This window comes from Bradyrhizobium sp. SK17, assembly GCF_002831585.1.
Taxonomy (GTDB): Bacteria; Pseudomonadota; Alphaproteobacteria; order Rhizobiales; family Xanthobacteraceae; genus Bradyrhizobium.
Window position 1 is genome coordinate 5,028,415 of record NZ_CP025113.1, and the last position, 12,422, is coordinate 5,040,836.

Genomic DNA, 12,422 nt, shown 5'->3' on the forward strand with positions numbered 1-12,422 from the left:
CTGGATTCGGGGCGCTGCGCAGCCTGTTGTTTTTGCAGTTCTTCTTCACGCGTATCGGGTATTCGCTTGGGGTATTCACTGGGCCTGAAAGCGTTATAAGGAGCCACCGAATGCGGCCAGTCTGGGGCGGCAGAAGGGTAACGGGAACCCGAATTCGGCTGCGGCCGTGCAATAGCAGAAATCCATGCGTGAAGCGACACCGAGAGACCGTTTGAACAGCCTGTTGACAGCGTCCGGGCGGAGCGATGTTCCACCATTCATGGTGATGGACGTGATGGCCGCCGCGGCGCGAATCGAGGCGGCGGGCGGCCATGTCATCCACATGGAGGTCGGGCAGCCCGCGGAGGGCGCGCCGCAGCAGGCGATCGCGGCCGCGCAGGCCGCGCTGACCGGCGGGCGGATCGACTACACCTCCGCACTCGGCATCCCCACGCTGCGCGCGCGCATCGCCCGGCATTACCGGGACACGTATGGTTGCGCGGTCGATGCTGACCGGATCATCGTCACGACCGGCTCGTCGGGCGGGTTCATCCTGGCGTTTCTTGCGATGTTCGAGCCGGGCGACCGGGTCGCGGTCACCGTGCCCGGCTATCCGCCGTACCGGCATATCCTGACCGCGCTCGGCTGCGAGCCGGTGCTGATCGAAACCTCCGGCGACACCCGCCACGCGCTGACCGGGGAGGCGCTGCTGGCGGCCCACCGCAAGGCGCCGCTCAAGGGCGTGCTGGTCGGCAGCCCCGCCAACCCGACCGGCACCATGATGTCGCGCGAGGCGCTGTCGAACCTGATGGCCGCCGCCGACAGTGCCGGCATCCGCTTCATCTCCGACGAGATCTACCACGGGCTCGACTACGCGTTCCCCGCGGTGACGGCCGCCGAGCTGTCGCCGAACGCGCTCGTGATCAACTCGTTCTCGAAATACTTCTGCATGACCGGCTGGCGCGTCGGCTGGATGGTGGTGCCCGACGTGCTGGTGCGGCCGATCGAGCGGCTGCAACAGAACCTGTCGATCTCGGTGCCGACCTTGTCGCAGATCGCGGCCGAAGCGGCGTTCGAGGGCCGCGAGGAGATGGAGGCGATCAAGCGCGGTTATCAGGAGAACCGCCGCATCCTGATCGAGGGGCTGCCGAGAGCCGGCCTGACCAAGTTCCTGCCGGCCGACGGCGCGTTCTATCTCTATGCCGACGTCTCCGACTTCACCTCCGACAGCTTCGCCTTCGCCAGCGAGATGCTCGAGAAGGCGCATGTCGCGGCGACCCCCGGCGTCGACTTCGATCCGATCCACGGCCGCGCCTTCATCCGTTTTTCCTATGCACGATCGGCCGCGGAGATGCAGGAAGCAGTTGCGCGGATCGCGCATTGGCTTAAATAGCGCCCACTTCAAGAGCCTTCCGTCTTGCCTGACAGATCGGTCTCGCGGCCCGGCGCCCAACTCGGCGGCGCCGTGCGCGGCAGATCGTCGCGGGCAGGCAGCAAAGCCAACACAGTTCCGGTTTGACTCGAACGGCCAAGTTGATCTTGGCTATTTTCCGCCATTTCTGAGGGGGAGTGACACATGGCAACGGCAACCGTTGCCACGGCTTCACCGGCGTCTGCCGGTGGCAAGCCGTGGTACAAGATTCTCTATATCCAGGTCCTGATCGCGATCGTGCTTGGTGCGCTGGCTGGCGCGTTCTGGCCGACGCTTGCCACCAACGAGTGGATCAAGGCGCTCGGCGACGGCTTCATCAAGCTGATCAAGATGGTGATCGCGCCGATCATCTTCTGCACCGTCGTCTCGGGTATCGCCCACATCCAGGATGCCAAGAAGGTCGGCCGCATCGGCGTCAAGGCGCTGGTCTATTTCGAGGTCGTCTCGACCTTCGCGCTGGTGATCGGATTGCTCGTCGGCAATATCGTGAAGCCCGGCGCGGGCTTCGGCAATGCTGCGGCGAACGCGCAGGCAGTTGCCGGCTATGCCAAGCAGGCGGAGGCGCAGAAGAGCGTCGACTTCGTGCTGCACATCATTCCGGACACCGTGGTCGGCGCCTTCGCGCAGGGCGAGATCCTGCAGGTGCTGCTGTTCTCGGTGCTGTTCGGCTTCGCGATCATGGGGCTCGGCGAGCGCGGCCACACCATCCGCTCGTTCATCGACGACGCTGCGCATGCGGTGTTCGGCGTCATCTCGATCGTGATGCGCGCGGCGCCGATCGGCGCGTTCGGCGCGATGGCCTTCACCATCGGCAAGTTCGGCACCGGCGCGATCCTCAATTTGATGGGGCTGATCGCGACCTTCTATCTGACCGCCGCGCTGTTCGTGTTCGTGGTGCTCGGCATCATCGCGCGCATCGCCGGGTTCTCGATCTTCAGGTTCCTGGCCTACATCAAGGACGAACTCCTGATCGTGCTCGGTACGTCGTCGTCCGAGAGCGCGCTGCCGTCATTGATGGAGAAGCTCGAACGTCTCGGCTGCTCGAAGTCCGTGGTCGGTCTCGTGGTGCCCACGGGCTACTCGTTCAACCTCGACGGCACCAACATCTACATGACGCTGGCGACGCTGTTCATCGCGCAGGCGCTGGGCTACGACCTTTCGTTCAGCCAGCAGCTCACGATCCTGGTCGTCGCGATGCTGACCTCGAAGGGCGCGTCCGGCATCACCGGCGCGGGCTTCATCACGCTGGCGGCGACGCTTGCGGTGGTCGATCCGCGGCTGGTGCCGGGCATGGCGATCGTGCTCGGCATCGACAAGTTCATGAGCGAGTGCCGCGCGCTGACCAATCTGTGCGGCAACGGCGTCGCCTGCGTGATCGTCGCCTGGTGGGAAGGCGAACTCGATCGCGACAAGCTCAACGCCAATCTCGCGCGGCAGATCGATCCGACCGACATGGAGACCGCGCTGACGACGGACTGATCCGCGTCCGCCGCTAAAGCAGGATGAGTTTGGGTTGAAGCGACTTGACGCGGTCTTGGTTCACCTCTCCCCGCCGGGGAGAGGTGAACGTCCGACGCCGTTCCAGTTCAACCTGATCTCGTCAGGCGTCAGAAGCGGTCGATCCGATACGGCGAGGTGTCCACCGAGGATGCCTCGCCGTTCATCGTTTCGGCGAGCACCCGTGCCGTCGCAGGGCCGAGCGTGAAGCCCTGATGGCCGTGACCGAAATTGACCCACAGCCCGCGATGGCTCGGCACTGGTCCGAGCACCGGCAGCATGTCGGTGGTGCAGGGGCGGGTGCCGAACCAGGGTTCGGGCTCGACGCGGCTGCCGATCTCGATCAGTTGCCGTGCGGCGGCTTCGGCGTAGCCGAGCTGGATCGGCGTCGCCGGCGCGTCCGGACTGGTCAGCTCCGCGCCGGTGGTGATGCGGATGCCCTTGGCCATCGGCGCCATCGCATAGCCATTGGCGGTGTCGACCAGCGGCAGGTCGAGCGAGCGGCCGCCTTGATAGTGCATGTGGTAGCCGCGCTTGCGCACCAGCGGGATCCGGTACCCGAACTTGCGCAGCAATTGCGGTGACCACGGTCCCAGCGCGACCACGACGCTTGCGGCATCGATCCGGCCGCTATTCGTCTCGACCGACCAGCCGGACGTTGTCTCGGTCAGCGTCTGAGCGTCGCCGCGCAACAGCGTGCCGCCGAGGCGCTCGAACAATCTGGCATAGGCGGAAACCAGACCGCCGGGGTCCGACGCGGTCCACGGCCCGAGCCAGTGGATGGCTCCGGGCAGGTCGTCGCGCAGCAGCGGCTCCGCCTTGGCGAGTTCGCGGCCGTCGAGCACGCGAAACTGCACGCCGAAGTCGCGCCGGTTCTCTTCCGCGACGGCGATCGCCTGCTCCAGCGCCACCGGGTCGCGATGCAGCAGCCGATAGCCGGCGCGGCGGATCAGATTGTCGGCATGCGCATCGCGGATCAGCGTGTCGTGCTCCGCGGTGGCGTGGGCGATCAGGCGTGCCCAGGCGATGGTGGCTTCGCGGTGCCGCTCGGGCGTCGAGTTCCACCAGTAACGCAGCAGCGGACCGGCGTGCTGCGGCAGCGCGGCCAGGCGATAGCGCACGTCGTTGGTACGTCCCATCGCGATCCTGGCGAGGACAGCCGGATCGCGCGGCATCGGGTAGGGCCGCACCGCTTCGCTCTGGATGATACCGGCGTTGCCGTAACTGGTCTCCCGGCCGGGTTCCTTGCGGTCAACGAGCGTGACCGACCAGCCGCGGCGCTGCAAATGCAGCGCGGTGCTGACGCCCACCATGCCGCCGCCCAGAACGATTGCGCTTTGCATTGAAGTCTGTCTCCGTCAGGCTCCGCTTCTGATGAGCGGGTTGCCCGTCCAATGAAAACGCCCGGCGTGAACCGGGCGTTTTGACTTGCAGGGGGTGCTAGTTGCCACCGCCGAAGCGGCGCGACCACCAGCCCTTGCGGGCCGGAGCCTCGGCCGTTGCGGCCGACACCGGCTCCGAGGCTGCCGCCGCCGGTTCGGGGGCAGGGGCCGCTTCCTCGGCCGGGCCCTGAACGAGCGCGGGCGCCGGCGTCTCGGGCTGCGGGCTCGACGCGAAGCTGACCTTCTCGCGCACCGTCGAACGGCGGCGCTGCGCGCGGTCGCCGTCGGCAACGGTGTCCTCGGCGACTGCACTGGCAGCTTCCGCCACAGGTGCCACGACCGTCTCGGCAGGTGCCGCCTCGACCGGGTGCCACTCCGCCGGCTGGGTAACCAATTCGGGCTGTTCCAGCGAAGGCGCCGGCTCGGCATCACGGCCGTCGAAATCGGCGACTGCGTCGGCGGCTTCCGGTGCCGCCGTCGGGCTCAGTTCATCGGAGATCGATCCGGCGAGACCGTCATCCGGTCCGCCAGCGCCGCGCCGGCGGCGGCCGCCACGGCGTCCGCGGCGCCGCGGGCGCCGGTCGCCGTTCGCGGCCTCATCGCTGCCGCCCTGGTCGTCGCGGGCCGCGCCTTGCTGGGCGTCGGCTTCGTCCTCGTCGCCTTCGGCATCGCCGGCGGCAACCGCCTCGGTGCCTTCCGGCAGGACATGCATGAGATCGCCGTCCTCGCGCGGCTGCGGAGCACCTTCGCGCGCTTCGTTGCTGCTGCCGCGGCCGCGGCGCCGACGGCGACGCTTGCGGCGTTGACCGTCGCCTTCGCCTTCAGCCGCACCGGCGTCCTCGCCGGTAGCCTGCTCGTCGGCAAGCCCTTCGGTCTCGTCGGTCTCGACCTCGTATTCGAACAGCTCTTCCTCGTCGTCGGCCTCTTCAGGCTGAGCCGGCGCGGCGGCGGCCTGCGCAGCGAGCAGCGCCTTGGCGGCCTCCAGCGTATGCACCTGCTCGCCGCGGTCGATGATGTAGGACTGCTGGCCGTGCACGGTGGCATCGGCGACGATCGACAGCGAGACCCGGAAGGAATCCTCGAGGTCGCGCAGATGGCCGCGCTTGTGGTTGAGCACATAGAGCGCGACGTCGGTGCGGGTGCGGACCACCAGATTGTGGGTCGCCCCCTTCATCAGGATTTCCTCGATGCCGCGCAACAGCTGCAACGCCACCGACGAGACCGAGCGGACGTGGCCTGAGCCGCCGCATTGCGGGCAGGGCTCGGTCGAGCTCTCCAGCACGCTGGCGCGGATGCGCTGGCGCGACATCTCCAAGAGGCCGAAATGCGAGATGCGGCCGACCTGGATCCGCGCGCGGTCCTGGCGCAGGCAGTCGGACAGCTTGCGCTCGACCGCCCGGTTGTTGCGCTTCTCGTCCATGTCGATGAAGTCGATGACGATCAGGCCGGCGAGGTCACGCAGTCGCAACTGCCGTGCGACTTCTTCCGCAGCCTCAAGATTGGTCTTGAGCGCGGTGTCCTCGATATGGTGCTCGCGGGTGGCGCGGCCGGAGTTGACGTCGATCGAGACCAGCGCCTCGGTCTGGTTGATCACGATGTAGCCGCCGGAGCGGAGCTGCACGGTCGGCGAGAACATCGCGTCGAGCTGGCTCTCGACGCCCATCCGCGAGAACAGCGGCTGGCCGTCGCGATACTGCTTCACCGCGCGCACATTCGCCGGCATCAGCATCTTCATGAAGTCGCGCGCTTCGCGGTAGCCGGCATCACCCGCCACCTGAATCTCGTCGATCTCCTTGTTGTAGAGGTCGCGCAGCGAGCGCTTGATCAGCGAGCCTTCCTCGTAGACCAGGGTCGGCGCCTGCGACTTCAGCGTCAGGTCGCGCACCGTTTCCCACATCCGGATCAGGTACTCGAAGTCGCGCTTGATCTCCGGCTTGCTGCGGGACGCGCCCGCGGTGCGCAGGATGATCCCCATGCCCTCGGGCACGTCGAGGTCCTGCACCACTTCCTTCAGCCGGGAGCGGTCCTGGGCCGAGGTGATCTTGCGGCTGATGCCGCCGCCGCGCGCGGTGTTGGGCATCAGCACGGCGTAACGGCCGGCGAGCGACAGATAGGTGGTCAGCGCCGCGCCCTTGTTGCCGCGCTCTTCCTTGACGACCTGCACCAGCATCACCTGCCGGCGCTTGATCACTTCCTGGATCTTGTACTGGCGGCGCGGGCGGAACGCGCGCTCGGGAACCTCCTCGAGCACGTCGTCGCCGCCGACGGATTCGACGACTTCCTCTTCCTCGCCTTCTTCGCCGTCATCCTCGTCGTCGTCTTCGCCGGCCTCGTCGCCATGCGCGGCCTCCGGGGCGGCGACATCGGCGAACGCGGCGTATTCGACGTGCTCGTGCTCCGCGGCGGGGGCGTGAACGTCGTCCGTGGACCCGTGCGGCGCGTCGTCGGCGTGCGCGGCGTTTTCCTCGACCTGTTCCTCATGGGCCCGCTCGGGCTCGTGATTGATCTCGATCGTCTCGACGGTCTCCGGCGCGGCAGACGCCACCGACGCTTCGACCGTCGCGACGACGGGGTCGGACGCCGTGTCGGCGCCCGGCGCCGCGCTCACCTCATGAGGGTGGTCGTGATCGTGCGCGTGATCATGGTCGTGGTGGTCATGATCGTGATCATCATGGCCATGATCGTCGTGACCGTGGGCATGATGCTCGTGATCATGATGGTGCTCATGGTCGTCGTGATGCGCATGATCGTGCGCGTCATGCTCGTGGCCCTCGTGGGCGGCTAGGCCATGATCGTGATGCTCGGCGTCGGCGTGGGCTTCGGCGGCCGGCAGCGCCGGCGCATCGCCGGCACCCTCGATGACCTCGCTCTGAACGCGCTCGCCATGGCCGCGGCGGCGGGCATTGCGATGGCGCGAACGGCGGCGATGGCCGCGGTTCTCGTGCTCTTCCTCGGCTTCGCGATGGGCGCGCTCGTCGGCTTCGATCAGCGCCTGACGGTCGGCGACCGGGATCTGGTAATAGTCGGGATGGATTTCGCTGAAGGCCAGGAAGCCGTGCCGGTTGCCGCCATACTCGATGAAGGCGGCTTGCAGCGACGGCTCTACGCGCGTGACCTTGGCGAGGTAAATGTTGCCGCGCAGCTGTTTGCGCTGGGCAGTCTCGAAATCAAACTCTTCGACGCGATTGCCGCGGACCACGACGACCCGGGTCTCTTCCGGGTGGGTGGCATCGATCAACATCTTGTTGGGCATTTTGGAACTCTTGACGGCGGCGGGCGCGGCTCATGGCGCGCGCAAACTGCGCCGCCCGGTGACGCGACGGTCCACCTGATTCGGGGGTGAGGGGAAGGCCAAAACGCGTCTCGCGGCGCAGCGCCGGACGGGAACTCACCGGGATGACGCGACGGGCGAAGTTTTCACCTCGCGTCAGCGCGATCATTCGGGGGATCCTGGTCGGCAATGCAGTCTGGCGCATTAAGCGTCGGCCCGTCTAAACATGTTGGCGGCGAGAAATACCGCCGTATCCTTTGCTGAAAGCCCGGCGCAGCGCCGAAGCGCCTGCCGGCCATCGCATATCGAGGCCCCCAAGGAATCCACCAAGGGACCAGATAATCAGTTACGCCGTGTCTCAAACCGCCCCTCTGGCGAGGGAGTGTGCCTGGGACCGGACGCCGCTCGGGCTCGAATCCGCCACTCCATGTCAACCGCGCGCGGCGCTGGCTGGGGAGGGACCGGAAAAACACGGCGGGATCTTCGACCTGGAAGGTTCCACCGCTGCACCGGGAGGCTGAACGCGACACAACCGGGAGTACTAGCCGTCAGCACCCCGTACATACGTGGATTGACCGCCGCGTGCAAGGGAAGCGTCACGCCGCCGCAACACTCGGTTCTTTTCGCCCCGATGTCATTAGGGTGCGATTAACCGTGTGGTTCTAATCCGGTAAGAAGCAGCTGGGAGGCTCCGAATCGGGTGGCGAACCGCGCTATGCACCTCATTTTTCCGGGATGTGGGCTGTTGTGCGCCGCAGCATTGACGTTCGCCGTCGCCAGTGCCCCAAGCGCCGCGGAAGGCCCTCAGGGGGGCCCATCCGCCCCGGCTGCGAATGCCGCGGCTGCCGGCGTTTCGAATTTCCCGGTCGCGTCCGGCGCCAGGCTCGCCGGCGACGACAAGCAGACCCGCTTCATCCTCGACCTGGACCGCAAGATCGAGTTTCGCGCCTTCCCGCTGGCCGACCCGTACCGGGTCGTGGTCGACATCCCGCAGGTCAATTTCCAGCTCGCCGCCGGCACCGGCTCGGCGGGGCGGGGACTGGTGAAGGCGTTCCGCTACGGGCTCGTGATGCCCGGCGGCTCCAGGATCGTCTTCGACCTCGCCGGCCCGGTGAAGATCGCCAACTCCTATGTGCTCGACGCCGCCAACGGCCAGCCGCCGCGGCTGGTGTTGGACTTCGAGGAGATCGATCGCACCGCCTTCGTGCAGTCGCTGGCGCCCGAGAGCCGGCCTGACTTGAAGCCTGCGAATGCCGGGTCCACCACGGCGGCGATCCCGGCCGTCGCCACGGCTGCGCTCCCGCCGGTCACCGATCCGCGGCCGCTGATCGTGATCGATCCCGGTCACGGCGGCATCGACAATGGCACCCAGTCCGGCGACCAGACCGAGAAGAACCTGGTGCTCGGCTTCGGCCTCGCGCTGCGCGACCGGATCGAGCAGTCCGGCAAATATCGCGTGATCATGACCCGGACCGACGACACCTTCATCCCGCTCAACGACCGGGTGAAGATCGCGCGCACCCAATCGGCGGCGCTGTTCGTCTCGATCCATGCCGACGCGCTGCCACGCCGTGAGGGCGACGCCCAGGGTGCCACGATCTACACGGTGTCGGACAAGGCCTCAGATGCCGAAGCCGAGCGCCTGGCCGAGACCGAGAACAAGGCCGACGCCATCGGCGGCGTGAACCTGACGGACGAGCCGACCGAGGTCGCCGATATCCTGATCGACCTCGCGCAACGCGAGACCAAGACCTTCTCGAACCGCTTCGCCCGGCTGCTGATGGACGAGATGAAGTCCACGGTGCGGATGCACAAGCATCCGCTCAAATCGGCCGGCTTCCGGGTGCTGAAGGCGCCGGACGTGCCGTCCGTGCTGGTCGAGATCGGCTATGTCTCGAACAAGAGCGACCTCGAGCACCTGGTCTCCGAGAACTGGCGGAACAAGGCGGTCGGTTCGATGGCCCAGGCAATCGATGCATTCTTCGCCAAGCGGCTGGCAACTGCCGGACCGGCAAAGTGAAATTGGCCGGCCGAAAAGCCGGAGCCGTGGCGCTGAAGCCCTAGTTTGGCCACAGCGGCGACGGTATAGACAATGGACTGCGGGTCCACAGAATCGACCATACTGTCCGGCGGCTTTGGTATTTTCGCGTGCGCAAGGTGGCTTGCTGGGGTCGGGGCCCCGTTGGTCGGTCCTCAGATATCGGCCCTTTTGAAATACGAGCCTTCGTTGTGTGAGGCTTTCGCACTTTTGGACAGGCGCTGCCGACGACGACTGGGCGCCGGAGGGTAGGAACGGAACGTCGATAATGCGCCTGCTCGTGCGGTTCATTGGTTTCTTGTTCGCCGCTGGAACCGTCGTGTTCCTGGTCGGTGTCGCCGCCGTCGCCGGCGCGATCTGGCATTTCTCCAAGGACCTGCCGGACTACTCGCAGCTTCAGGACTACGAGCCGCCGGTGATGACCCGCGTGCACGCCGCGGACGGCGCGCTGCTCGGCGAATACTCCAAGGAACGCCGGCTCTATCTGCCGATCCAGGCGGTGCCGAAGCTCGTGATCAACGCCTTCCTCGCGGCCGAAGACAAGAACTTCTACGAGCACGGCGGCGTCGACTATCAGGGCATGGCGCGCGCCGCGATCCTCTACGCGCAGAACTACGGCTCCAACCGCCGCCCGCAGGGCGCCTCGACCATCACCCAGCAGGTCGCCAAGAACTTCCTGCTGACCAACGAAGTTTCCTTCGCCCGCAAGATCAAGGAAGCTTTGCTGGCGATGCGCATCGAGCGCGCTTATTCCAAGGATCGCATCCTCGAGCTCTACCTGAACGAGATCTATCTCGGGCTCGGCGCATATGGCATCGCGGCGGCGTCGCTGGTCTACTTCGACAAGTCGGTCAATGAGCTGACGGTGGCCGAGGCGGCGTATCTGGCGGCGCTGCCGAAGGCGCCGGCCGCGCTGCATCCGGTGCGCAACCGTGACCGCGCGATCGAGCGCCGCAACTATGTGATCGACCGCCTGCTGGAGAACGGCTGGATCAAGCAGGCCGACGCCGACAAGGCGCGCAAGGACCCGCTCGTCGTCACCAACCGCTCGAACGGGGCGCATATCTTCGCCGGCGAGTATTTCGCCGAGGAGGTCCGTCGCGACATCTTCGAGCGCTACGGTGAGAAGAAGCTTTACGAAGGCGGCCTGTCGGTGCGTACCACGCTCGATCCCAAGATCCAGGTGATGGCGCGCAAGACCATGGTCGCGGGTCTGGTCAATTACGACGAGGCGCAGGGCTGGCGCGGGGCCGTGCAGAAGCTCGACGCCTCCGGCGACTGGGGTGTGAAGCTCGCCGACGTCAAATCGCTTTCGGACATCTCGCCCTGGCGCATGGCCGTGGTGCTGGAGACCAGTGAGCAGTCGGCGCGGATCGGCTTTCAGCCGGGCCGCGAACTCGGCGGCGCGGTCAGCAAGGAGCGCCAGACCGGCATCATCACGATGGATGGCGTGCGTTGGGCCAGGAGCAAGGGCAAAACGCCGACGGCGGTTTCGCAGGTGCTGCAACCGGGCGACGTGATCTATGCTGACCCGCTGGTGAACAAGGATGGCAACGCGGTCGAGGGCCAGTATCGCCTGCGGCAATTGCCGGAGGTATCCGGCGCGATGATTGCCATGGATCCTTGGACCGGTCGTGTGGTGGCGATGGTTGGCGGATTCTCGTTCGACCAGAGCCAGTTCAACCGTGCGACGCAGGCCTACAGGCAGCCGGGTTCGTCGTTCAAGCCGATCGTGTACTCGTCTGCGCTGGACAATGGCTACACGCCGTCGAGTATCATCGTCGACGGACCGATCGAGATCGACCAAGGGCAGGGCGCCGGTGTTTGGCGTCCGGAGAACTTCTCTACTGGCAAGTATTACGGACCGACGACGCTTCGTAACGCGCTGACGCATTCGCTCAACACCGTGACGGTGCGCCTGGCGCAGGACGTCGGCATGCCCTTGATCGGCGAATATGCCAAGCGCTTCGGCGTCTATGACGAGTTGCCGAACTATCTGTCCTACGCGCTCGGTGCTGGTGAAACGACCGTGATGCGCATGGTTACCGCCTATTCGATGTTCGCAAATGGCGGCCGCCGGGTGAAGCCGACGCTGATCGACCGCATCCAGGATCGCTATGGCCACACCATCTTCAAGCACGACCAGCGCGAATGCCGCGGCTGCGACGCGCCCGGAGGCTGGAAGAACCAGCCGGAGCCGCAGCTCGTCGACCGCCGCGAGCAGGTGCTGGACCCGATGACCGCGTACCAAATCACTTCGATGATGGAAGGCGTGGTCCAACGCGGCACGGCGACGGTCATGCGCGATGTCGGCAAGCCGATCGCGGGCAAGACCGGCACCACGAATGATGCGAAGGACCTCTGGTTCGTCGGTTTCTCGTCCGATCTGGTCGTTGGTTTGTACCTAGGCTACGACAAGCCGCGCAGCCTGGGGCGAACCGCGCAGGCCGGTCGTACCGCGGCCCCGATCGCCAGGGACTTCATGAAGCTTGCGCTGGCCGACAAGCCACCGACGCCGTTCAAGGTGCCGGCTGGCATCAAGCTGATCCGGGTCGACGCGAAGACCGGAGTTCGTGCCGGCCCGGGCAATGGAAACACCATCCTCGAAGCCTTCAAGCCGGGTACGGCACCGCCGGAATATTCGGCCCCGGTTGGCGTTGCCGACGCCGATGGCCGCGCGCCGCAGGCTTCGCAGAGCGGCGGGCAGCAGCCGGACGGAGGCTTCTTCATTCGCCCGGGAACCGGCGGATTATACTAACGGCGATCGGATCCAAATGATCGGGATAGGGCGGCCAAGCCGATTGCGCTTTGCCGCGCCGGTCG

8 protein-coding genes are annotated in these 12,422 nt (G+C 66.4%); 6 read left to right on the forward strand and 2 right to left on the reverse strand.

Translation table 11 applies throughout. The features are described from left to right. Positions 1-184: 184 nt before the first annotated feature. A complete protein-coding gene (locus CWS35_RS23080; RefSeq protein ID WP_100953915.1) occupies positions 185-1,372 on the forward strand; it encodes a pyridoxal phosphate-dependent aminotransferase in 1,188 nt (395 codons plus the stop codon). A gap of 183 nt (positions 1,373-1,555) precedes the next feature. Beyond that, entirely contained in the window at positions 1,556-2,890 is a 1,335-nt protein-coding gene (locus CWS35_RS23085; RefSeq protein ID WP_100953917.1) for a dicarboxylate/amino acid:cation symporter, read from the forward strand. A gap of 128 nt (positions 2,891-3,018) precedes the next feature. Here the strand turns inward: CWS35_RS23085 and CWS35_RS23090 are convergent, their stop codons facing one another. Both CWS35_RS23090 and CWS35_RS23095 read right to left on the reverse strand, forming a co-directional pair. Next, positions 3,019-4,251, reverse strand: a complete 1,233-nt coding sequence (locus CWS35_RS23090; RefSeq protein ID WP_100953919.1) for an FAD-binding oxidoreductase — start codon at positions 4,249-4,251, stop codon at positions 3,019-3,021. A gap of 97 nt (positions 4,252-4,348) precedes the next feature. After that, positions 4,349-6,898, reverse strand: a complete 2,550-nt coding sequence (locus CWS35_RS23095) for a ribonuclease E/G (protein WP_305764547.1) — start codon at positions 6,896-6,898, stop codon at positions 4,349-4,351. A 15-nt stretch (positions 6,899-6,913) separates the two neighbouring features. Between CWS35_RS23095 and CWS35_RS40510 the strand changes: the two genes are divergently transcribed. The 4 genes from CWS35_RS40510 to CWS35_RS23105 all read left to right on the forward strand — a co-directional run bounded on the left by CWS35_RS40510 (position 6,914) and on the right by CWS35_RS23105 (position 12,357). Then, complete coding sequence (locus tag CWS35_RS40510; protein WP_305764548.1) at positions 6,914-7,075, forward strand: hypothetical protein; 162 nt, start codon at positions 6,914-6,916, stop codon at positions 7,073-7,075. A gap of 3 nt (positions 7,076-7,078) precedes the next feature. After that, positions 7,079-7,633: a hypothetical protein gene (locus CWS35_RS40515; protein WP_305764549.1), complete on the forward strand. Its 555-nt coding sequence runs from the start codon at positions 7,079-7,081 to the stop codon at positions 7,631-7,633. 628 nt (positions 7,634-8,261) lie between these two features. Continuing rightward, a complete protein-coding gene (locus tag CWS35_RS23100; RefSeq protein ID WP_100953923.1) occupies positions 8,262-9,581 on the forward strand; it encodes an N-acetylmuramoyl-L-alanine amidase in 1,320 nt (439 codons plus the stop codon). Between the two features lie 286 nt (positions 9,582-9,867). Further along, positions 9,868-12,357 (forward strand): penicillin-binding protein 1A, encoded by a 2,490-nt coding sequence (locus CWS35_RS23105; RefSeq protein ID WP_024578440.1) that lies wholly within the window; start codon positions 9,868-9,870, stop codon positions 12,355-12,357. Positions 12,358-12,422: the final 65 nt, after the last annotated feature.

Bases quoted from the DNA above. Each gene is read 5' to 3' on its own strand.
- CWS35_RS23090 (WP_100953919.1), bottom strand. From the start codon at position 4,251: ATGCAAAGCGCAATCGTTCTGGGCGGCGGCATGGTGGGCGTCAGCACC.
- CWS35_RS23085 (WP_100953917.1), top strand. From the start codon at position 1,556: ATGGCAACGGCAACCGTTGCCACGGCTTCACCGGCGTCTGCCGGTGGC.
- CWS35_RS23080 (WP_100953915.1), top strand. From the start codon at position 185: ATGCGTGAAGCGACACCGAGAGACCGTTTGAACAGCCTGTTGACAGCG.
- CWS35_RS40515 (WP_305764549.1), top strand. From the start codon at position 7,079: ATGATCGTGATGCTCGGCGTCGGCGTGGGCTTCGGCGGCCGGCAGCGC.
- CWS35_RS23105 (WP_024578440.1), top strand. From the start codon at position 9,868: ATGCGCCTGCTCGTGCGGTTCATTGGTTTCTTGTTCGCCGCTGGAACC.